Here is a 21,456-nt window from a genome sequence, read left to right on the forward strand (position 1 = left end):
GGGATTGGCGATCAGTGGCCAGAGGGAATACCGAGGGGACGAAGGAGGAGCCATGTCGCCCACGCAGGTAATCGTCATAGTTCTCGTCGTGCTGGTGGTCGTCGCGGCACTGGCCGTGGTGCTCCGGCAGGCCGCCCGCCGCCGCGCGCTGCGGTCCCGGTTCGGCCCCGAGTACGACCGTACGGTCGCGGAGCGGGACAGCCGCTCGGCCGCCGAGCGGGAGCTGCGGGACCGGGAGCGCCGGCACGCCGAGCTGACCCTCACCCCGCTCACCCCGGAGTCCCGGGCCCGCTACGCCGCCGCGTGGGAGGAGCTCCAGGTCCGCTTCGTCGACTCCCCCGCCGAGACGGTGAGCGACGCGGACGAGTTGGTCGGCCGGCTCGTCGCCGAGCGCGGGTACCCGACCGGCGAGTTCGACGACCAGGCCGCCCAACTGTCGGTCGAGCACGCCCGGACGCTGTCGCACTACCGGGACGCGCACGAGATCCGGCTGCGCAACGAGCGCGGCGAGGCTGGCACCGAGGAGCTGCGGCAGGCCGTCGTCCACTACCGGGAGCTCTTCGCCGACCTGCTCGGCGAGGAGCCGGTGGGCAGCCGGGCGCAGGAGCGGGGCCAGCCGGTACACGTGCCCGGCCACCAGCCGGACGCCACGCCCGAGCAGCGGGCCGACAGCACGTCCGCCGACCGTCCGCACGACGCCACGAGCCGTTGAGGAGAGCCACGATGCGCCAGGAGCAGCAGGCCAACAGTGACCACCCGGAGGCCGTCCGGTCCGCGCCGGTGCCGGTTCCGCCCCCGGGCGACCAGCCCGCCGACGCCGGCCACCACCGGGACCGCGACGCCGACGGCCGGGTCGACCTGCCCGAGGACGTACTGGACGACCGGGGCACCTTCGACGACCCGGCCGCTGTCGGGGAGCGGACCGGCGACCACGGCACGGAGCAGCGGGCCGACCGCCGCCGCGACGGCGACGACCCCGACGACACCCGCCCGTACGACGTGCGGAACGCCAATTCCGACGACGCGCCCGAGTTCCACGAGCCGGCGCCCCTGCCCACCGCTTTCGGGGCGACCACGGTAGGCGACGCGGTGGCCGCTTCGGCCATGGCCAGCGGCCGGCCGGCCGACGAGCGGGACCCGCGCGACGAGGACACCGCCCAGCCCGGCGACGGCGCACCGGGACGCACCGACGCGTTCGACGCCGAGCGCGCCGACCCGACCGCCGGGGACCGGCTGCACGACCGGGACCGCTGGGCGGCGGCCGAAGCGGCCGACGGGCCCGATGACGCGCGGCACCCGGCCGACCGGCACACGGACGACGCTGAGTCCGACCGGGCCGACGAGCACCTCGGGGCGGACCGCAGCCACGAGGACGCGGTGGTCGCCGGCGCCGCCGGATACGGCCGGCCCGAACCGGGCATGACCGACCCGGACACTGCCGACGCGGGCGCCCTCGGCGCGGCCACCGCCCGGCCGACAAGCGGTGCGGTGCACGACGACGCCACCGACCTCTTCGAGCCGGACGCCGCCCAGGCCTTCCGGGACCGCTGGCGCGACGTCCAGCTCCGCTTCGTCGACGACCCGAAGGCCGCCGCCGGGCAGGCCCAGTCGCTGGTGGAGGAGGCCATCCAGGCGCTCGCCGCCGCACTCGCCGAGCAGAAGAACAAGCTGGGCGACTGGCAGCAGACCGGCGACGACACCGAGCAGCTCCGGATCGCGGTACGCCGGTACCGCGACTTCCTGGACCGGGTGCTCGGCCGCTGACCGCCCTTTTCGACGCTGCTTCTCCGCACGCCCCGGCCAACGACGGCCGGGGCGTGCGGCCTGTCCGGGTGCTCGGCGAGCCGGGCAGACAGGTCGCCGTTCATTCCTGCGCTCCGAGCGCCCGGATGGCTGGGGCCTTGATGGCAGATCGCGTGGCCACGATGGCTGTGATGGTGGTGAGTGTGGCCGTGATCAGGGTGATGGTGCCCAGGAGGGTCCAGGGGATCGCGATGACCGGGGTGCCATAGACCCGGTAGGTCGCTACCCAGAGCCCCACGAGGGCGAGGACTGCGGCGATGGCGCCGAGGATGAGGCCGATCGTGGTAGCAGCGAGTGCCTCGACGATCACGGCAAGTTGGATCCGACGCCGGGTGAAGCCGCTGAGTCTGAGGGTGGCTAGCTCGCTGCGGCGTTGGCCGATGGCGATCGCGAGGGTGCTCAGCACGCTGATGAGGGCATACAGGCTGCCGAGTCCGACGATAGCGGCCATGACTCCGCGGTTCTCTGCGTCCTTGACGCTGTCTTCTTCTTGGGAAGCCTCTGCGGGCGTCTGGACGGTGGTCGCGCCTGCGGCGGTGAGTTCTTGTTCGACCGCGTGGATGTCGGCTCCGGGATCGAGTTGGATGAGGACGGTGGTGGGACGGTCGAGCATGTCGGTGGGCAGGATCAAGCGGTCGATGTAGAAGCCGTCGATGCCGGCGAGGGTCTCTGACATGCGGGCTGCCTCATGGAGCGTGACGGTGTCGCCGTCGATGGCTAGCTTGATCTCGTCGTAGTGGCTCCGGACCATCGTGGAGTCCAGGCCGGGGCCGAAGACGATGCTGTCGGAGCCGAAGTCGGCGATGTCGCCGCTGTCGGGTCGTTGCAGGTGGGTGGCTCGGAAGGCATCGGGGTCGACTGCGACGACGGTGCCCGGCCCGGTGGTGGTGGCGCCGTCGCGGGTGAGTTGAACGGCCAGCGGAACGACGGTCTCGGGTGCGGCCAGGGAGATGCCATCGATGGTGTCCAGTGCGGCCAGGTCGATGTCGTCTCCGGTGGCGGTCAGGTCAGCATCCAGGAGCTGAGTGGCCTCGGTCGCCGCCGCCTTCGTCTGGGTGTCGAGAATGCCCTGGAGTCCCATGACGAGGCTGACGAGCACGATCATCGGGGCGGCGCACGAGGCGGTGCGGCGCACGGCGTCGCGCAGGTTGGCCACGGCAAGGCCGGTGACCGGTGAGCGGCGTGCCCAGGGCGTGAGTATCAGCGCTGCGGCCGGCACGAGCAATGGCGAGAGCCGGCTCATGGCCACGGTGGCGGTGATGACGATGCCCAGGCCGAGCAGCAGCGGGATGAGCATGCCTCCGGTGGTTGCCGAGAAGTAGGTCTGGACGGCGGTGAGTGCGATGGCGGCGACGGCGACGATCCATCGGCGGGTGGTCATCACGCGTTGCTCGTCGTTGCTTCGGCGCAGGGCGTCCAGGGGACTGACCTTGGTGGCGCGCCTGGCGGCACCCCGGGCTCCGGCAAGGCAGACGGTGACAGCGGTCACGAGATCCAGCACGAGGACCGTCGGCTGGATGGGGGTTGCCAGTTCAGCTGGGAAGGTCCCGAGCCAGGTGAGAATCGTGCGTTGAACAACGGTGAGTCCGAGTCCGAGCAGGGCGCCGGCCACAGTGCCCAGGAGTGCGGCGAGGAGCGCCTCGGCGAGCAGGAGTCTGCGCACCTGGCGAGAGGTGACACCGCCGAGCCTGAGGATCGCGAGGTCGCTTCGGCGTTCATCTACGGCGAAGCTGAAGGTCGAGCCGACGACGAAGATCGTCAGGAACGCTCCGAGCATCACCGTCATGCCGGTCAGGGTGCTGGCGCCGCTGGCAGCCTGCTGGAACGCTTCAGCCTGTTCCGGCGTCGATCCGCCGGGTGCTTCGGCGTTCTCGACGCCGAGGATGATCGTCATGCCGGCGTGGACGATGGCGACACCGGCGGTCACGGCGAGGACGGTTCCGGTGAAGAGCTGCCATCGGTCGGCGAAGGTGCGGATGGCGAGGCGGATCATCGCAGGGTCTCCAGATCGGCCAGGGTGGATGCGATCTGATTCGCACTTGCGCCGTTGAGGGTCGTGATGAGACGGCCATCGCGCAGGAAGGCCACGTGGTCCGCATGTGCTGCAGCCTGAGGGTCGTGGGTGACCATCAGGATCGTCTGTGCGTGCTGGTCGACGAGGGCGCGAAGCAGGCCGAGCACTGTGCCGGCGGACTTGCTGTCCAGGGCTCCGGTCGGCTCGTCGGCGAACAGGATGCTCGGTCGGGTCGCCAGGGCTCGTGCGATGGCCACGCGCTGCTGCTGTCCGCCGGAAAGTTCGCGCGGCTTGTGGTGGGTGTGCTCACCCAGGCCCAGGGCGTTCAAGGCTTCGGTCGCGGCGGCGTCGGCATCCTTGTCTCCAGCCAGGCGCAGCGGGAGAGTGACGTTCTGCGCCGCGGTCAAGGCGGCGACGAGGTTGAACTGCTGGAAGACGAAACCGATCTCGGTGCGCCGCATCCGGGTCAACACGTCGTCGCTGAGGCTCGCGATGTCGCGACCGCCGAGGAAGATCTGTCCCGAGTCCGGCGTGTCCAGCCCGGCGGCGCAGTTCAGCAGGGTGGACTTTCCCGATCCCGACGGCCCCATGACGGCCGTCCAGGAGCCACGACGGCAACCGAACGTAATGCGGTCGAGCGCCGTGAGGGTGGACTTGCCTGACTGGTAGGTGCGTGTCACATCATTCAGATGCAACACGGTGCTGGGTGGGGCGGTCTCGTTCATGCCTCCCAGCACATCGCGATGCGCCGGTGCGGTGCAGTGGGGCCGAACCGTCGATTCAGGGTATGGCTGGCTCTACGTTCTCGCGACCGGCTCGTCCTTACGATGGGCAGGTGAGCCGTGGGGAGTCAGAACGTCAGGTGCCGCCGACCATCGGGCGGTGGCGAGGCGTGCTGTACTCCGCCGCCGTCGACGTCCGGGCACTCACGGCGATGGTCGGTGTGGTGCTGCTGGGCACGCCGATCGGCCTCGCGCTCACCGGTCCTGAGCGCGGCGCCGAGGCTGCGGGCGGCCTCCTGGTCGCGGGCTTGGCGCTGCTCGGAGTGGGTCTTCCGCTCATCTCGGTCGTCCTCGCGCGAGCCGACTGGAGTGGGTCGGCAGCTCTGCTCGACCGGGCCGCAGGAGGGCCTCCCGAGACCCGGCTGCACGAGCCTCGGACTCTCGTCAGGCCGTTGGCCTACACAGTCGTCATGCTGACCCTCGGCGGCGCCGTTGCCGTGCTTGCCGCTCTGGCCGTCGTGGGATCGCTGGTCGCGCTGATCAGCCCGTTCCTGACCGCGGTTGGTGACCAGGCGGTGATCGGACCGTTCACGGTGAGCACCGTGCCACAGTCCGTGCTGGCAGCCGTCATCGCACTCGGCGTGCTGACGGGCCTCGTCTTTGCTTCGCCTGTCGTCGCTCGGGCACACGCGTTGCTGGTGCTCCAGATGCTGACCCGCCCCGAGCACCGCCTTCAGCGCGACTTGACCATGACCGCGCAATCGCGGGCGCGCCTGGTGCGAGCCTTCGACGTCGAACGCCGCCGTATCGAACGCGATCTACACGACGGCGTTCAACCGCAACTGATGTCGGTGAGCATGACTCTCGGACTCGCCCTCACCGCAATGCCGGCCGATGCCCCCGGCCGTTCGGACGTGGCCCGCGCCCAGGATCAGGCTCGGCAGACTCTGGAGGCGCTACGCAGCTTCGTGCGCAACATCCACCCGCAGGTGCTCATCGATCACGGCCTCGGCGCGGCGGTGGGTGAACTCGCCGACACCTTGACCATCCCCATCACCGTCGATGACCGGCTTGGTGGGCGTCTGCCCGCCGAGGTCGAGACCAACCTTTACTTCTGCGTCGCCGAGCTGCTCACGAACATCGTCAAGCACTCCGGGGCCCAGCATGCCGAGGTACGACTTCACCGACCCCAGCCCGAACAGGTCGAGATCAACGTCCACGACGATGGTGGCGGCGGAGCCGGCACGAGTCGCAACGAGAACGGTGGGCTCGACGGGATCGCCGACCGCGTCGCCGCGCTCGAAGGAGTCCTGGAGATCGACTCGCCTCTTGGCGGACCGACGAGTATCACCATCACACTTTCCGCAGTCGGGGAAGACCGTCCGGATGACTGAGGTCAGCACCATGCCAACCTCGATGCCAGAACCGCTCCGCGTCGTCATCGCCGAGGACAACACGCTGCTGCGCGAAGGGCTCCAAGTGCTGCTCGAACGCAACGGATTCGTCGTCCTCGCAGCAGTGGACACAGCCGACGAGCTGGTCGCCGTCGTACGCGACTCCGATCCCGACCTCGTGGTCACCGACGTGCGGATGCCGCCGACGTTCCGCTCCGAAGGCCTCGCCGCTGCGGTGCGCCTGCGCGAGGAAAACCCGGCCCTTCCTGTGGTGGTCCTGAGCCAGTACGTCGAGCAGAGCTACGTCGCCGAACTGCTCGACAGCGCCGGCGGAGCAGGCATCGGATACCTGCTGAAAGATCGGGTCAGTGACGTCAACGACTTCGCCGACACACTCCGTCGCGTCCACGCCGGCGGCACAGCGGTCGACCCCGCCGTCATCAACCAGATGATCAGACGCCGCCGCGACCCGCTCGAACGGCTCACCCCGCGTGAGCGGGAGGTCCTGGCAGTCACGGCCGAGGGCCACTCAAACGCTGCCATCGCACGGCGCATGTTCGTCTCCGAGGCGGCCGTCGTCAAGCACATCGGCAACATCATGATGAAGCTCGACCTACCACCCAACGACGATCAGAACCGCCGGGTGGCGGCCGTCCTGGCCTACCTGCGTGGACAGGACGGCTGACGATCAGCCGACCGCCACTGATTGGCCGTTGACCGTCACCTTGGTCCCCTTCGGAACATGGATCGAATAGCCGCCCTCGCAGTACCCGATCCAGCTGGAGCCGCACGGGCTGCCGATATCCAGGGTGTCATCGGTCAACGACCACGCGGGAGTCTGTGGGCTCTTCCCCAACGTTGACGTGTGGACTTCGACGGTCACCTCGCTGCCCTCATCGACGTCGCCGGTGTTAGCCGACACCGTCACGGGCATGTTGGCGTTGTCGTGGACCACGTTGAGTGTCGTGCCGGTGAACGCGAAAGACTCCTGCTCAGAGTGCTCACTTGATGAACACCCCGACAGTGCGAGGCTCGCGACGAGAACCGTTCCGATGGCGCAGTGGCGAAGGGTCTTTCTCATACCCCCAATTCCAACGAAGACCGGTCACCGGCGACATACGTCGAACCTGAGTCTTCTTGGTAGGGCCAGCCCTACCGCTTCGGCGGCAGTTCTCTGACGCATGGCAACACTCGGAGCCTCTGCCCGAATGCCCACCGTAACCGCCCCGAATCAACTCGGTGTACAGCCCGAAGTGGTGGCCCGTCGGACGGCCGGCGGGGTGAGGCCAGGGCACCGGCAAAGTCGGGCGGGTCTCCGGCCTGGGGTGGTTGGCGGAGACGCGCCCTTGCTGGCGGGAGCAGCGCAGGCAGAGCCGTTTCAGCAGATCGTCGAAGTCCTCGAACCAAGACCCCGGCCCCTCATGCCGTGCGTCACGCCTATGAGCGCCATTTCCGACGCCCACCCGGGCCACGGCTGACCGCATGGAAGACCTTGGAGGGAAGTGGCCCCTGGAGGGGCCACTTCCCTCCAAGGTCTTCAGCCATCCCAAGCAGCGGAACGTAAGTCCCGTTACATGGACGGGTGTGGGCAGGTTCGGCGGCGGCGGGGGTGGGGAACAGCGCGGCAGGACGGGCTTCGGTGGGGTGGTGCCGGCGGCGGGACTAAGCCGAGTTGCGCGGTGATCGCCGCACCGGCGGCATCCACGTACGCGGCTCCGATCTGCGCGGTACCGGACACTCCGCGACTTTGCCGGGCCCTGGGGGGTGAGGCGCAGGCCGCTAACCCAAGAGGCCGCCTGGGATGGTCTGTCGTGTACCTGGCTCCTGTGGTCTCACCGCCTGAACCTGGAGTTGCAGGGCGCGATCCACAGGTAGCCGTTAGTGCCGGTTCTGCCGCCGCGGGTGGGCGCGCCGCTGGCGGTCAGCTCAGGGCATCTCCCCGCACGCTCTCGACGAAGGTCGACCAAGATGCGGGGGCGAAGACGAGAGCAGGCCCCGCCACGTCCTTGCTGTCGCGCACACCGACCACGCCAGGCAGGTTGTCGGCCACCTCCACGCATTCACCCTCATTGCCGCTACGGCTGCTCTTGCGCCAGGAGGCGCCGGCCAGATCATTCATCGTAGCTCTCCTTGATCAGCGTGCTTACCAAGTCCTCTGACGCGCGTTCGTCAAGGGCAAGCCCTCGCAACGTCTGCCACGCATCCGAGTATGCCTCTACTTCGTTCGGGCGGTCCAGATAGAGGCTGCCCGTAAAGGACTCGCAGTAGATCGTGGAGGGCTCTGCTGGGCGAGTCCCGACGGCAGGGAAATCCAGCACGATGAACGCCCCGGCAACGGACACCCCGTGTGGACCAGCAGCAAGGGGCAGCACCCGAAAGCTCACGTTGGCTGCTTGTGAGGCGTTCACCAGGTGGGCGAGCTGTCGCCTCCACGCTTCAAGATCCCCGATGGGTCGGCGGATGACCGCCTCGTCGATGATCGCATCGAAGCGGGGCGCGGCGGGGCTCCGGCGACTGAGAAGCTTCTGACGCTCCAGCCGGAGAGCTACCTTCTGGGCCACTTCCTGAGGCGTCCGCCCCTGCTTGGTGGCGAACACCGCCTCCATGTACTCCGGCGACTGCAACAGGCCGGGGATCAGGTTCGGCTCGTATAGCCGAACGTGGCAGGCAGCGGCTTCGAGCCCTACGTACAGCTCGAACCAACCAGGGATGGCTTCCCCATAGGCGTGCCACCACCCCTTGCTCTTGCTCTCCCTGGCCAAACTGACGAGCACTTCGGTCAACTCAGCCGCTGTGCCGTAGTGCTGGCACATCAGGGTCACGTCGTGGGTCCGTAACGCAGTCTGACCGTTCTCCAGTCGGTACATCTTGGCGCGGGACCACTCCAACGCCTCAGCCGCAGCCTCCAGGTTGATGCCTGCTTCTTCGCGTGCCTGTCGCAACAGCCTGCCGAGCTGTCGACGTGGCACAGAAGACCCAACATCATTCACGTTCAGCCTCCATTTCAGTTCGACACGCCTATCCGTCTCATTCGGAACAGCCTGCCGGGCCGGATGACACGGCGTCAATATCTGCCTCCAAAACTCGCTGCGAGATATTGCAGATCGCGCTATCGCTCCCCGATCGTGAGGAGAAGTGAAGTCGGCAAATGATCTCGGGAGGTCGCAGGTGACCAAGATCAAATGGTTTCAGCGGCAGGACGAACCGATTGACGTCGTCGAACGATCGACCTTCTCCCGACGAGCCGGCGCGTACGGCGAGCCAGATCCTTCCCCGCCCCAGGGCGATCACCCGGCCGCCGCTGAGCGCGCCCGCCAGGCCGCCAAGGGCCACAACCAGGGCAGCGGCCGGAATGGGTAGCCAGAGCCGGTCAGAGACACCCTTCGGCGTCGTCATGGCTGGCTACGTAATCGACTTTCATGACCGCAACGTCTGCTCCAAGTGCGACGACAACGGATGTCCAAGGCTCGTGCAGGCGCGCAAGACGCTTGAGGCCTGGCGGGATCGGAAGGCGCGAGGCTGCCGCAGTCGCGTCTCTTCAGCAGGGCGCGACGGCGGGGGTCCTTCCAAGAGCACCGCCGTCGCGCCCCTACCAGCGGAGGTGGGGATGAGCGACGACGCGCCCGTCGAGGACAGCAAGGGCGAGCAGATCCAGGAGGCGGAGCGAGAAGCGGCGAAGCAACGCCTCCTCGCGCAGGCCGAGGCGGATCGGATACCGGTCGAGGAGACGACCCGGGCGGTGCCGGATCGGCGGTGGCGGCGTGGACAGCAGTGAACTGTTGCCGGTCGGTCGGCGGGTGGCGTACTGGCGTGGGCGGCGGAAGCTGTCGCAGCAGGTGTTCGCCGACCGGCTCGGCAAGTCGAAGAGCTGGGTCGACAAGGTCGAGCGAGGCGTTCGCGCCCTCGACAAGGTGTCCGCCCTCCAGGACATCGCCGCCGTCCTGCGGATCGACTCGGCCGTGCTGCTCGGCCGGGATGCCCGGCCCGCCGACGTGACCCAGCGCGCCGAGGGCGTGGACCGCATCCGGGCGGCCCTGTCGACGTACGACATCGCCCTGGGTCGGTCGGCGGCACGCTGCCCCGGGTTGCCGGCGGTTCGGCTGGCGGGGGGCGTCGCGCACGCGTGGACCACCTTCCAGCACGCCCGGTATCCGCAGCTGAGCGCGCTGGTGCCGGGCGTGTTGGCCGATGCGCAGCGCTGCCACGCCGACGACCCGGGGGCGGGCCGCGCGTTGTTGGTCGAGGCGTACCGGGTGACCGCGTCGCTGCTGGTGAAGCTCGGCGAGGCCGACCTGGCGTGGTTGGCCGCCGACCGGGCCGTGGCCGTGGCGACCGGCGATCCGGTGCTGGTCGCCGCCGCCGCCGTGCAGCTCGGCGAGGTGCTGCGCGCCTCGGGGCGGGCGCGGGCGGCCATGTCGACGGCGCTGGCCGCCGCGTACCGGATCGCCCCGCCCAACCCGGACGACGCCCGACCGGCGGAGCTGTCGTTGTGCGGGACGCTGCTCGTCCAGGCCGCCCTGGCTGCTGCCCGCCACGGCGACGCCCGCGCCACCGCCGAACTGATCGGCGAGGCCGCCGACATGGCGCTGCGGGTGGGCGAGGGCCACGACCATCACCGGACCGGGTTCGGGCCGACGGCGGTCGACCTGGCCCGGGTCGTCGCGGCCCTCGAACTGGGCGACGCGGGCGAGGCGGTCGCCTGGCACGAGAAGACGACCAGCCGGGACGCCTGGCGGTGGCTGCCCGCCGAGCACCGCGCCGCGCACCTGCTCGACGCCGCCCGCGCCTACCTCCAGGCCGACGACCCGGCCAACGCCGGCCGCGTCCTGGTCGACGCCGACCGCATCGCACCGGCGGAGCTGCGCCACCGGCCGGCCGCGCGGGACGTGGTCGCCCGGGTGGCGCGCGACCCGCACGCCCCGGCCACGATCATTCAGCTCGCCGTCGCCCTCGGGGTGACCTGAGGATGACCGCGCCGTTCCTGTCCCTGGCGCAGATCCGTAACCGGCTGGCCCTCACCGCCCGAGCGATCCTCCGCGCCCACCGGCCCGACCCCGACGGCCGCTGCCCGATCTGCCGGACTCCTGGCTGTCCGCTGGCGACCGCCGCCCGCAACGTCCTGCACGCCGCCGAAGACGTACAGCGACGAAACCCGGCAACCCCGCCGGCCCCACCCGACCCGGACGACCCATCCGCAGGGCCCCCGGTCCGCGCCGTCGGCATGTCCGGGGCGCTGCTGGGTACGCCGGGGGGATCAGGCAGCACCTGGGGACAGGAGGGCAGCAGGATGACGGAGCGCGACCGGAACGCCGGGCGACCGCTGGAGGAGAGCCCCGATGTGGCCGCAGCGGTGGACGACGAGAGCACGGTGCGGCAGTTGGCGACCGGTGGCGGGGCCGACCGGGACACCCCGTCCTTCGGCGGGCCGGGGGACGTCCCGGAGGGTGCCGGCTCGACCGAGGACCTGCTCGGCGACCCGCACGGCGCGGGCACGGGGGCCGGCGGGGAAAACATCCGCACCGGTGCCGAGCAGCCGTGGGAGCCGGAGGACCTGGTGCGGGCCCGGGGCCAGGACCTGACGCCGAAGAACATCGAGCGGGCCCGCCGCGACCTGGCCGAGCAGGGCCGGGCAGCGGTGGAGCGGACGGTCCCCTGACCCCGCCCGACCCCGCACCGGGCACGGCGCACGGCGGGGGCCCCTGGCCCGACCGTCACCGGTCGGGTCAGGGGCCCGGGGAAGCCTGCCGCTGAGAGTGCCTCACTCCTCGCCAGCGGCCGGCAGGCGTGCCTGGTGGAGCGTCAGAGCGCCGGGTAGGCGTTCTGCATGAGCTGGGCGAACTGCGCCGAGAACCAGGCGCCCGAGATCGGGGCGTCCGGCAGGGCGCCGCTCATGCTGTTGCCGTTGCGGGCGTTACCGGTGTAGGTCGGGTCGCACATCCGGTCGAAGCCCTTGCCCTCGTTGTTCGGGATCTCCTTGCTGGAGCCGTCCGACTCACCCGGGGGCTTCACCCAGACGTAGGCGTCGATGCCGGACTCCGGAGCGGCCTTCGGACGCTCGCCGAGGCCCGCGCCGGACTGGTTGCACCAGTTGCCGGCGTGGATCCGCCGGTCGACCCGGCCGCCGTTGACGTAGGTGTCCACGCTGGTCAGTGCGCCCGGGCCGGTGGGCCGAGCGGTGCCGCCCCAGCCGTTGCGGGAGGTGTCGATCAGCATGCCGATGTTGCTGTTGAAGCCGACCGAGACCAGCTTGGTGCGGAACGCCTGGGCGAACGAGAGCTCGTCGGTGTAGAAGTTCCAGTCGATCCACTTCGACTGACGGACGGACGTGCCGTTCACGTTGTCAGTGATCTTGACGTACGGCTCCCGCAGCGCCGAGTAGTTGGCCGTGTTGACGATGAAGCCGTGCACGTTGTTCACGGTGCTGCCCGAGGCGACGGCGGCGGCCTTGAGCTGGTCGGCGGTCGGGCCGAAGTTGCTGTCCCAGCCGATCCAGCCGTGGTGCGCGGCGTCGATGTAGTTGTAGACGTTGCCGAGCGCGCCCAGCTTCGACAGGGCGTACCCGACGCCGTTGACGTAGGCGCCGTTGGCCTTGACGGTGTCGCACATGGCCGTGCCGCCGGGCTGGCCGGAGGTGTTGGTCACCAGGTTCGGCAGCGAGTCGATCTCGATGATGTTGATGATCCGCAGGCTGGCGTACTTCGCGTCGCCCTGGATCGCGGCGATCGGGTCGATGTACTCGGCCTTGTACCGGGGCAGGTCGTTCGGGCCCAGCTCACCGTTGGAGGCGAGCGCGGCGCAGTCCCGCCCGGGCAGGTTGTAGACCACGAACTGGATGTACTTGGCACCCTGCTTCAGCGCCTCGTCCAGGTGGGCACGGACGCCCATCGCCCCGTTGGAGCTGCTGTCCGGCGTGCCGTTGATCGCGGCGATCCGGTCGATCCAGACGGCGGTCGGGTTGTTCGACACCCGGTTGCCGCCGGCCACCGACTCGGCCTTGGCCTTCCACTCGGGGTTCACGTACCCCTTGGCGTTCAGGTAGGGGTTGTCCACCTTCTCCCCCGGCGGGCTGGTCGGCGGCGGAGTGGTCGGTGGGGGCGTGGTCGGGGGCGGGGTGGTCGGCGGCGTCGTCGGCGGGGTGGTGGGAGTGCTGCCGTTGCAGGTCACGCCGTTCAGGGTGAACGAGGTGGGCTTCGGGTTGCTGCCGCTCCACGCGCCGTTGAAGCCGATGCTCACGCTGCCGCCGCTGCCGATCGAGCCGTTGTACGACTCGTTCGTGGCGGTCACGTTCTGCCCGGTCTGGCTCCACTTCGCCGACCAGCCCTGCTGCACCCGCTGGCTGCTGTTCGGGAAGGTGAAGCCGAGGTTCCAGGAGCTGACCGCGTCACCGAGGTTCCTGATGGTGACGTTGGCGGTGAATCCGCCGGCCCAGTCGTTGGTGGTGTAGTCGACGCTGCACTGGGTCGCGGCCTGGGCCGCGGTGACCGGGATGGCCACCAGGCCGGCGGCGACCAGGACACCCGCACCGGACAGTGCGAGCGCCCGGCCGTGGCCGGACAGTCTCTTCCTCATACTCATGCCACAGATCTCCTTGGGCGAGACCGGACTCGCGGCCCGGCGGAACGGCGCCCGACGTCCTGCACGGACGATCGGCGGCGCCACGGGGGGATTTCGGGATGCCCGACCCGGACGGGCGGTTTGGTGGTGGCACACGACCGGCACGAGAACGGCCGGTCGGGTCGGCGGACGGCGTCCGGTGAGACCGGTGCCCTCGACGTCTGCCTTGCGCGGTGTGGCTCCCCGTACCGCGTGGGGAAATTCTTGCATGGGAGCGCTTCCATGGCAATGGCTCGATGCCTGTTGACATGGCCGAACAGGACGTCCGGAGCACCGCGACGCGACGACACCGCCGGCGACAGCCCGGGACGAGACACTCACCGTCCCCCGAAAGGGTGCGCCACGCGCAACCGGGCCGCAACCCTTCCCCAGGTCGGCAACGCCCGACAGAAGCTGAGAAAGTCTGCTTGCCACACCTTCCGCCCGAATGCCAGGAAACTGTAAAACACGAATCTTTCCTCTTATAGGTCGCGAATCGGTCTAACGTCTTGAGTAGCTCGGCTGACGTCGGGCTCAGGACGAACAGGGATGGAGTGACGCAGGTCATGGCAAACAAGATGCTCGGGAAGGTCGTTGCGGGAGCCGCCCTCGGGGGTGCGTCCCTGCTGGTGTTCACGCCGGGGATCGCGTTCGCGGACGGCCACCAGGACGGCGAGTCCCGTGACGGCAAGGTCTACGCCAAGCCGCACGTCGTCAAGGCGGGCGACAAGGTCGAGCTCCTGCAGATCTGCTCGGAGCGGCAGGAGCACGCCTTCGTCTGGTCCGAGGTCACCGGCAAGGTCAAGCTGCGCGCGGCCGAGGACGGCCACGGCAAGCCCGGCGAGGAACACGGCAAGGACGACGGCAAGGACGACGGCAAGCCGGGCGAGGAACACGGCAAGCCCGGCGATGAGCAGGGCAAGGACGAGGGCAAGGACGAGGGCAAGGAGCACGGCAAGCCGGGCGAGGAACACGGCAAGCCCGGCGATGAGCAGGGCAAGGACGACGGCAAGGAACACGGCAAGGACGACGGCAAGGACGACGGCAAGGACGACGGCAAGCCGGGCGAGGAACACGGCAAGCCCGGCGATGAGCAGGGCAAGGACGAGGGCAAGCCCGGCGAGGAGTCGGGCGGCAAGGGCGGCGGCGTCGCTGCCGCCCCGTACGGCGAGGAGGACTGGGGCGGCTACGAGCGCGACCAGAAGGCCGACAAGGACCACGGCAAGGAGTCCGGCAAGGGCCGGTCGAACGAGGAGTCGGACTACGGCAAGGACTCCGGGTACGGCAAGGACTCTGGCTACGGCAAGGACTCCGAGCACGGCAAGGACTCCGAGCACGGCAAGGACTCTGAGCACGGCAAGGACTCTGAGCACGGCAAGGACTCCAGCTGGGGCAAGGACTCTGAGCACGGCAAGGACTCCGAGCACGGCAAGGACTCCGGCTGGGGCAAGGACGAGAAGTCGGACCACGGCAAGGACTCCGACTGGGGCCGGGACTCCCGCGACAGCGAGGACGAGCGGTCCTGGGAGCACAAGAAGGACTTCGTCTACTTCGGCGAGGTCGAGGTCTCCGAGGACGCCGAGCCGGGCCGCTACGAGCTCCACGGCTCCTGCGGCGAGGGCGAGCTGGTCGTGCTCCCGCGCGGCCACGTCGACGGCGGTGACGGCGGCGCGACCACCGGCACCGACCGCGGGATGGCCACCACCGGGGCGGGCATGCTGGGCGCCGCGGCGCTCGGCGGCATCGTGCTGATGCGGCGGCGTCGGGCCAATGGGTCGCTCGTCTGACGTGACGGCGACACCGGCCGGCGGCCGCCACGGGAGACCGTGGCGTGCCGCCGGCGCGGCCGTCGTCGTCATGTTCGCGATGGTCGGCGCCGGCCTGGTGGGCGCCTCGATGCGCGACACGCCCACGGCCCGCCCGCCTCAGCCGCTGTCCCAGACCGGCGCGGACGTCCGCACCACCGCCGGCCCCGGCGGGTACGGCGTCGACCAGGAGCCCACCGACCCCGACACCGGGTCGGCCGGCGAGGGACAGCCGGCGGCCGGGCTTGGCCGGGCCACGCCGACCACCATCGCCATCCCCCGGATCGGGGTCGACGCCCCGATCATGACGCTGGGCACCAACCCCGACGGCACCGTCCAGGTCCCATCGCTGGAGCAGGCCCTGAGCGCGGGCTGGTACTCCCCCGGGCCGAGCCCCGGCGAGACCGGCAACGCGGTGATCGTCGGGCACGTCGACTCGGCGAAGGTCGGTGGTCCCGCCGTCTTCTTCGAGCTCGGCGCGCTCCTGCCGGGCGACGCCATCACGGTCTCGCGGGACGACGGCAGCCAGGCCACCTTCACCGTCGACGAGGTGAAGTCGTACCCGAAGAAGGCCTTTCCCACCGAGCTGGTGTACGGCCCGAACGACCGGGCCGGTCTACGGGTCGTCACCTGCGGCGGGCAGTTCGACAAGAACGCGGGCAGCTACCTGGACAACGTCATCGTCTTCGCGACGATGACCGGCTGAGAGGCGGGGCGGGCGGCCCCCAGGACGTGCCGCGGCCGGTCGGTGTTCCCGACCGGCCGCGGCACGCTCCCGGCGACTCAGGCCGCCGAGGTCCGCACCAGGGTACGGATCTGACGTAGTAGCACCGACAGGGCGGCGAGATCCGCCCGGGACTCGTCGAACTCCCCCATCGCCCGCTGGGCGCGGTGGATCGAGGTGGCGTTCGACTGCTCCCACTGCAACACCCGCTCCAGCGGCGGCAGGTTGCCCGGGGTGGAGCCGAGAACCTCCGCGGTGAGCGCGGCCAGCGCGGCGTACAGGTCGTAGCGCAGCGCCATCCGGGCCAGCGTCTGCCAGCGGTCCTCCCGCGGCAGCAGGGAGATCTTCGACAGCAGGGAGTCGACCCGGAACCGGTCGGACAGGACGAAGTAGACCGAGGCCACCTCGCCGACGTCCCGACCGGTGCTCGTCGAGGTCTCCACCACGTCGAGCAGCCCGAAGCTGTACATCAGCCGGGTCGCCTGCTCGGCCAGGCCGCGCGGCAGCCCTCGGGAGGTCATCTCGTCGATGTGCGCGGCGATGGCCTCCCGCTCACTGCCGTAGAAGAGGTTCTCCAGGCCGGGCAGCAGCTGGACCACCCCGTCGCGCAGCCGGGCGGTCTCGGCCGGCACGTCGATCGGCGAGCGCCGGTTCGTGACCAGCCAGCGCACCGCCCGGTCGAGCAGCCGCCGGGTGTCCAGGTAGACGGCGGTCTGCAACTCAGGGTCGACCTTGCTGTCGAGCGCCTCGACCGCGTCCCACAGCTCGCGCAGCCCGAACACCTCGCGGACCACCACGTACGCCCGGATCACGTCCGCCGCGGACGCCGCAGTCTCCTCGACCACCCGGAACACGAACGAGATGCCGCCCCGGTTGATCGCCTCGTTCACCAGCACGGTCGTCACGATGTCCCGGCGCAGCCGGTGCTGACCCATCCGGCCGGCGAACCGCTCCCGCATCGGGGTCGGGAAGTAGTTGACCAGAACCTCGGTCGTCCACTCCTCGTCGGCAAGGCCCTCGGCGAGGATCTCCCGTTCCAGGACGATCTTCACGTACGCCAGCAGCACCGCGAACTCCGGCGCGGTCAGCCCGGACTCGGTGCGTACCGCCAGCTCGTCGTCCGGCGGCAGCGCCTCCAGCGCCCGGTCCAGCGCCCCCGAGCGCTCCAGATCACCGATCATCCGGCGGTGCACCGGCAGCAGCGAGGCGGCCTGGGCCTGCGAGTTGTTGATCGCCCGGGCCTGGTCGTAGTTGTCCCGCAGCACCAGCTCGCCGACCTCTTCGGTCATCCCGGCCAGCAGCTCGTCGCGCTCGGGCCGGGTCAGCGCCTCGTCCGCGACCGCCGTGTTGAGCAGGATCTTGATGTTCACCTCGTGGTCGGAGCAGTCCACCCCGGCCGCGTTGTCGATGAAGTCGGTGTAGATCCGCCCGCCCGCCAGGGCGTACTCGATCCGCCCGAGCTGGGTGCAACCGAGGTTGCCGCCCTCGCCGACCACCCGGCAGCGCAGCGCCTTGCCGTCCACCCGGATCGCGTCGTTGGACTTGTCGCCCACCTCCGCGTTGGTCTGGCTGGACGCCTTGATGTACGTGCCGATGCCGCCGTTCCAGAACAGGTCCACCGGCGCGGTCAGGATCGCCTTCATCAGCTCCTGCGGGGAGAGCTGGCTGACGTCGTCGTCCAGCCCGAGGGCCACCCGGACCTGCGGCGAGATCGGCACCGACTTCGCCGCACGCGGGTACACCCCGCCCCCCTCGGAGATCAGCGACCGGTCGTAGTCCTCCCAGGACGACCGGGGCTGGTCGAACAGCCGCTTGCGCTCGGTGTACGCGGCGGCGGCGTCCGGATCCGGGTCGAGGAAGAGGTGCCGGTGGTCGAACGCGGCCACCAGCCGGATGTGCTCGGACAGCAGCATCCCGTTGCCGAACACGTCGCCGGACATGTCGCCGACGCCGACCACCGTGAAGTCCTGGGTCTGGGTGTCGTGCCCCAGCTCCCGGAAGTGCCGCTTCACCGACTCCCAGGCGCCCCGGGCGGTGATGCCCATCTTCTTGTGGTCGTACCCGGCCGAGCCGCCCGAGGCGAACGCGTCGCCGAGCCAGAAGTTGTGCGCCGCCGAGATCTCGTTGGCGATGTCGGAGAACGTGGCGGTGCCCTTGTCCGCCGCCACCACCAGGTACGGGTCGTCGCCGTCGTGGCGGACCACGTCATCGGGCGGCACGATCTCACCGGCGGCGATGTTGTCGGTGATGTCGAGCATCGCGCCGACGAACTCCTTGTAGCAGGCGACCGCCTCGTCCCGGTCCCCCGGCTTCTGCTTGAGCACGAAGCCGCCCTTGGCGCCCACCGGCACGATCACGGCGTTCTTCACCATCTGCGCCTTGACCAGGCCCAGCACCTCGGTCCGGAAGTCCTCCCGCCGGTCGGACCAGCGCAGCCCGCCCCGGGCCACCGGCCCGTACCGCAGGTGCACGCCCTCGAACCGGGGCGAGTAGACGAAGATCTCGAACTTCGGCCGCGGGGCCGGCAGGTCCGGGATGGCCTGCGGGTCCAGCTTGAACGCCACGTACGCCTTCGGCCGCCCGCCGACCGGCTTCTGGTAGAAGCTGGTGCGCAGGGTGGCCTGGATCAGCGTCAGGTACGACCGCAGGATCCGGTCCTGGTCGAGGCTGACCACGTCGTCCAGCGCGGCGCCGATCGCCGTCACCAGCTCGCCGCTGCGCTCGCGGCGCTGCTCGGCGGTCGACTCCCCGGGCGCGAAGCGGACCTCGAAGAGCTCCACCAGCAGCGCGGTGATCCGCGGGTACGCGATGAAGGTCTGCTCCATGTACTCCTGGGAGAAGACCGTCCCGGTCTGCCGCAGGTACTTCGCGTACGCCCGCAGCACCACCACCTGCCGCCAGGTGAGCCCGCCGCGCAGCACCAGCTCGTTGAAGCCGTCGACCTCGGCCTCGCCCCGCCACGCCGCCGCGAAGGCGTTCTCCACGTGCGGGCGCACCTCGGCCAGCTCCTGGTGGCCCTCGGGCAGCCGCAGGCCGAAGTCGTACAGGTAGACCCGGCCGTCGATCCGGTCCACCTCGTACGGGTGCTCGTCGACCACCCCGACGCCGAGGGAGTGCAGCACCGGCAGCACCGCGGAGAGCATCATCGGCTCGCCGTACCGGTAGACCTTGAACCGGACGTCCATCGCCTCGTCGAGGTCCGTGCCCCGGCCTGCGCCGTTGCCGCGCGGGGCGAGCTGCTTGCGGAACAGGTGCATCTCAAGCTGGCCGGGCTCCTCCAGCAGCTCCAGCTTCGCCAGGTCCTTCATCGCCTCGTACGGCGTGTGCCCGTCCTTGTAGCCCTCCGGGAAGGCGTCGGCGTACCGGCTGAACAGGTGCTTGGCCTGCTCGTCGCCGAGCTTGCGCTCCAGCACCAGCCGGTAGTCGTCGTCCCACAGCCGGGTGGCGTCGGCCAACTCCTCGGCGAGCAGGTCCGCGTCGATGTCCCCCGGCGGCCGGGTCGGATCGGTGCGGACGATGAAGTGCACCCGGGCCAGCATCGACTCGGTGACCCGGGTGGTGTAGTCCACCCCGACGCCGTTCAGCTCGCGCAGCAGGATGTCCTGCATGCGCAGCCGGTTCTGCGTGGTGAACCGGTCCCGGGGCAGGTAGATCAGGCAGGAGATGAACCGCCCGTAGGCGTCCCGCCGCAGGAAGACCCGAAGCTGCCGGCGGCCGGCCATGCGCAGCACGCCGATCACCGCGTGGTACAGGTCCTCGGTCTTGATCTGGAACAACTCGTCGCGCGGGTACGTCTCCAGGATCTGGAGCAGGTCCTTGCCCGAGTGGCTGCGCCGGCTCAGGCCGGAGCGGTCCAGCACCTCGGCCACCTTACGGCGGACCACCGGCAGCTCCCGGACGCTGGTCCGGTACGCCGCCGTGGAGAACAGCCCCAGGAAGCGCCGCTCGCCGATCACCTGACCGGCCTCGTCGAAGATCTTGAAGCCGATGTAGTCCAGGTAAGCCGAGCGGTGCACGGTGGCCCGGGAGTTCGCCTTGGTGATGATCAGCAGGCGCTTCTCCAGCGCCTTCTCGTGCGCCTCGGACGTCATCGAGGACAGCGCCCGCGCCTCCGGGGAGTCCGAGCGCAGGATGCCCAGGCCGGTGCCGAGCACCGCCTCCAGCGCCGAGCCCTCGCCGCCGGGGGCGTCCACCAGCCGGTACTCGCGGTAGCCGAGGAAGGTGAAGTGGTCGTGGGCCAGCCAGCGCAGCAGCTCCACCGAGTCGGTGATGTCCTTCTCCGGCACCGGCGGGCGGTTGTCGGCGGTCCGGGCGGCGGCCAGGTCGTCGGCCAGGGTCAGGGCGCGCTGGCGCATCTTCGGCCAGTCCTCGACCGCCTCCCGCACGTCGGTCAGCACCCGTTGCAGCTCGCGGCGCAGCTTCTCCCGCTCGCCCGCGTCGCGGACCGGGTCGATCTCGATCCGCATCCAGCTCTCGACCAGGTCCCCGGCGATCGCGTCGTCGGGCTCCACATCCGCGGAGACCTCGGTCAGCCGGCCCAGCGGCTCCCGGCGCACCACCACCAGCGGGTGCACCAGCAGGTGCACGTCGAGATGGTGTGCGTTGAGCAGGGCTGTCACCGAGTCGACCAGGAACGGCATGTCGTCGGTGACGATCTCGATCACCGTGTGGTGCTGGTCGGCATCCGGTTCGTGGATGCGCAGCTTCAGCTCGCCCGGCACCCGCTGCTGGGCGAGGTCCCAGTGCGCCCGGGCCGCGTCGAGCATCTCCTCGGCCGTGAACCCGATCAGCTCCTCGTCCGGGGCGAACCGCCAGAAGCGCCCGACCAGTGTCGCCGCGTCGTGGTCGTCGCTGGCGAGTGCGACCGCCTGGGCGACCAGTCGTTCCGCGTTCGGCACCGGCTCGTCGAGCTCGGCGTCCTCCACGTCGTCGGTCAGCGCCTCCACGGGCAGCCCGAGATCATAAATGGTGTCGATACTCGAACCGGTCATCCCGGTAACTCCTGTGTCGAGCCGGCCGGAGCCGTCCCCGTCGGTCGCCGAATCGAAGCTGTCGTCGTTCCGGCTGGTGTCATCCTGCCGGAGGTCGGGTCCCGGTTTGATCGCCGGACGCCGGTCCATCGGTGCCACTCCCCTCGACCCACCGCGTTGTGGGTCACTCTGCCGCCCAGCCTAGGCCCTGCCCGTCCGTGCCTTCGTCGGCGGACCACCGGCCGGACGTCCGGTTCGGGACTCTGTCCTTTCACCCGTTGCAGATACGTGGTCGGCCGGCTGGGGAGTACCCCGGTCAGGATGTTCATCACACCTTCGCGGGGCCTCTTTCCGCACGTGGCGGGCCAGGCGGGGCAGAGTGCCGGGCGGGGCCGTACTACCGTGGCGGGAGCCCGACGAGATCCGGAAGG

At 70.0% G+C, this 21,456-nt stretch carries 17 protein-coding genes; 9 read left to right on the forward strand and 8 right to left on the reverse strand.

What is annotated here, in order from left to right; genetic code table 11:
• The first annotated feature begins 52 nt into the window (after positions 1-52).
• Together OG617_RS07985 and OG617_RS07990 are read left to right on the forward strand one after the other, a co-directional pair.
• Positions 53-712 (forward strand): hypothetical protein, encoded by a 660-nt coding sequence (locus OG617_RS07985; RefSeq protein WP_405100058.1) that lies wholly within the window; start codon positions 53-55, stop codon positions 710-712.
• 11 nt (positions 713-723) lie between these two features.
• A complete protein-coding gene (locus tag OG617_RS07990; RefSeq protein WP_405100060.1) occupies positions 724-1,764 on the forward strand; it encodes a hypothetical protein in 1,041 nt (346 codons plus the stop codon).
• 100 nt (positions 1,765-1,864) lie between these two features.
• Here OG617_RS07990 and OG617_RS07995 read toward each other — a convergent pair whose 3' ends face one another.
• On the reverse strand, positions 1,865-3,796 hold the full coding sequence (locus OG617_RS07995; protein ID WP_405100062.1) for an FtsX-like permease family protein: 1,932 nt from the start codon (positions 3,794-3,796) through the stop codon (positions 1,865-1,867).
• A complete protein-coding gene (locus OG617_RS08000) occupies positions 3,793-4,542 on the reverse strand; it encodes an ABC transporter ATP-binding protein (protein WP_405100064.1) in 750 nt (249 codons plus the stop codon). The genes OG617_RS07995 and OG617_RS08000 overlap by 4 nt, the downstream gene beginning before the upstream one ends.
• A gap of 110 nt (positions 4,543-4,652) precedes the next feature.
• Here OG617_RS08000 and OG617_RS08005 point away from each other — a divergent pair, with 110 nt between their 5' ends.
• Both OG617_RS08005 and OG617_RS08010 read left to right on the forward strand, forming a co-directional pair.
• Positions 4,653-5,933, forward strand: a complete 1,281-nt coding sequence (locus OG617_RS08005) for a sensor histidine kinase (RefSeq protein ID WP_405100066.1) — start codon at positions 4,653-4,655, stop codon at positions 5,931-5,933.
• Between the two features lie 22 nt (positions 5,934-5,955).
• Complete coding sequence (locus OG617_RS08010) at positions 5,956-6,618, forward strand: response regulator (RefSeq protein ID WP_405100068.1); 663 nt, start codon at positions 5,956-5,958, stop codon at positions 6,616-6,618.
• 3 nt (positions 6,619-6,621) lie between these two features.
• Here OG617_RS08010 and OG617_RS08015 read toward each other — a convergent pair whose 3' ends face one another.
• The 4 genes from OG617_RS08015 to OG617_RS08030 form a co-directional block, all read right to left on the reverse strand.
• Positions 6,622-7,014, reverse strand: coding sequence for a hypothetical protein (locus tag OG617_RS08015; RefSeq protein ID WP_405100070.1), 393 nt, complete (start codon positions 7,012-7,014; stop codon positions 6,622-6,624).
• An 840-nt stretch (positions 7,015-7,854) separates the two neighbouring features.
• Positions 7,855-8,052: a DUF397 domain-containing protein gene (locus tag OG617_RS08020; RefSeq protein WP_405100072.1), complete on the reverse strand. Its 198-nt coding sequence runs from the start codon at positions 8,050-8,052 to the stop codon at positions 7,855-7,857.
• Positions 8,045-8,923, reverse strand: a complete 879-nt coding sequence (locus OG617_RS08025) for a helix-turn-helix domain-containing protein (RefSeq protein ID WP_405100074.1) — start codon at positions 8,921-8,923, stop codon at positions 8,045-8,047. Before OG617_RS08025 ends, OG617_RS08020 begins: the two co-directional genes overlap by 8 nt.
• Before the next feature lie 37 nt (positions 8,924-8,960).
• Positions 8,961-9,329, reverse strand: coding sequence for a hypothetical protein (locus OG617_RS08030; protein ID WP_405100076.1), 369 nt, complete (start codon positions 9,327-9,329; stop codon positions 8,961-8,963).
• 211 nt (positions 9,330-9,540) lie between these two features.
• Between OG617_RS08030 and OG617_RS08035 the strand changes: the two genes are divergently transcribed.
• From OG617_RS08035 to OG617_RS08045, 3 genes are all read left to right on the forward strand, one after another.
• Entirely contained in the window at positions 9,541-9,708 is a 168-nt protein-coding gene (locus tag OG617_RS08035; RefSeq protein WP_405100078.1) for a hypothetical protein, read from the forward strand.
• Complete coding sequence (locus OG617_RS08040; protein ID WP_405100080.1) at positions 9,695-10,897, forward strand: helix-turn-helix domain-containing protein; 1,203 nt, start codon at positions 9,695-9,697, stop codon at positions 10,895-10,897. Before OG617_RS08035 ends, OG617_RS08040 begins: the two co-directional genes overlap by 14 nt.
• A gap of 323 nt (positions 10,898-11,220) precedes the next feature.
• Entirely contained in the window at positions 11,221-11,589 is a 369-nt protein-coding gene (locus OG617_RS08045; RefSeq protein WP_405103545.1) for a hypothetical protein, read from the forward strand.
• Positions 11,590-11,732: 143 nt separating this feature from the next.
• On the opposite strand, the gene OG617_RS08050 is transcribed toward OG617_RS08045, so the two are convergent.
• Positions 11,733-13,508: a glycoside hydrolase family 6 protein gene (locus OG617_RS08050; RefSeq protein ID WP_405100082.1), complete on the reverse strand. Its 1,776-nt coding sequence runs from the start codon at positions 13,506-13,508 to the stop codon at positions 11,733-11,735.
• A 584-nt stretch (positions 13,509-14,092) separates the two neighbouring features.
• Here OG617_RS08050 and OG617_RS08055 point away from each other — a divergent pair.
• Together OG617_RS08055 and OG617_RS08060 are read left to right on the forward strand one after the other, a co-directional pair.
• A complete protein-coding gene (locus OG617_RS08055; protein ID WP_405100084.1) occupies positions 14,093-15,313 on the forward strand; it encodes a hypothetical protein in 1,221 nt (406 codons plus the stop codon).
• Position 15,314: 1 nt separating this feature from the next.
• Positions 15,315-16,037, forward strand: coding sequence for a class F sortase (locus OG617_RS08060; RefSeq protein WP_405100087.1), 723 nt, complete (start codon positions 15,315-15,317; stop codon positions 16,035-16,037).
• A gap of 77 nt (positions 16,038-16,114) precedes the next feature.
• Here OG617_RS08060 and OG617_RS08065 read toward each other — a convergent pair whose 3' ends face one another.
• The gene (locus OG617_RS08065; RefSeq protein WP_405100089.1) at positions 16,115-21,175 is read right to left on the reverse strand and encodes an NAD-glutamate dehydrogenase; all 5,061 of its coding nucleotides are present in this window, start codon (positions 21,173-21,175) and stop codon (positions 16,115-16,117) included.
• Positions 21,176-21,456: the final 281 nt, after the last annotated feature.

The organism is Micromonospora sp. NBC_01412 (assembly GCF_045040215.1).
Classification (GTDB): domain Bacteria; phylum Actinomycetota; class Actinomycetes; order Mycobacteriales; family Micromonosporaceae; genus Micromonospora; species Micromonospora rubida.

Bases quoted from the DNA above. Each gene is read 5' to 3' on its own strand.
- OG617_RS07995 (WP_405100062.1), bottom strand. From the start codon at position 3,796: ATGATCCGCCTCGCCATCCGCACCTTCGCCGACCGATGGCAGCTCTTC.
- OG617_RS08010 (WP_405100068.1), top strand. From the start codon at position 5,956: ATGCCAGAACCGCTCCGCGTCGTCATCGCCGAGGACAACACGCTGCTG.
- OG617_RS08045 (WP_405103545.1), top strand. From the start codon at position 11,221: ATGACGGAGCGCGACCGGAACGCCGGGCGACCGCTGGAGGAGAGCCCC.
- OG617_RS08015 (WP_405100070.1), bottom strand. From the start codon at position 7,014: ATGAGAAAGACCCTTCGCCACTGCGCCATCGGAACGGTTCTCGTCGCG.
- OG617_RS08030 (WP_405100076.1), bottom strand. From the start codon at position 9,329: ATGACGACGCCGAAGGGTGTCTCTGACCGGCTCTGGCTACCCATTCCG.
- OG617_RS07990 (WP_405100060.1), top strand. From the start codon at position 724: ATGCGCCAGGAGCAGCAGGCCAACAGTGACCACCCGGAGGCCGTCCGG.
- OG617_RS08050 (WP_405100082.1), bottom strand. From the start codon at position 13,508: ATGAGTATGAGGAAGAGACTGTCCGGCCACGGCCGGGCGCTCGCACTG.
- OG617_RS08020 (WP_405100072.1), bottom strand. From the start codon at position 8,052: ATGAATGATCTGGCCGGCGCCTCCTGGCGCAAGAGCAGCCGTAGCGGC.
- OG617_RS08055 (WP_405100084.1), top strand. From the start codon at position 14,093: ATGGCAAACAAGATGCTCGGGAAGGTCGTTGCGGGAGCCGCCCTCGGG.
- OG617_RS08065 (WP_405100089.1), bottom strand. From the start codon at position 21,175: ATGGACCGGCGTCCGGCGATCAAACCGGGACCCGACCTCCGGCAGGAT.
- OG617_RS08035 (WP_405100078.1), top strand. From the start codon at position 9,541: ATGAGCGACGACGCGCCCGTCGAGGACAGCAAGGGCGAGCAGATCCAG.
- OG617_RS08000 (WP_405100064.1), bottom strand. From the start codon at position 4,542: ATGAACGAGACCGCCCCACCCAGCACCGTGTTGCATCTGAATGATGTG.
- OG617_RS07985 (WP_405100058.1), top strand. From the start codon at position 53: ATGTCGCCCACGCAGGTAATCGTCATAGTTCTCGTCGTGCTGGTGGTC.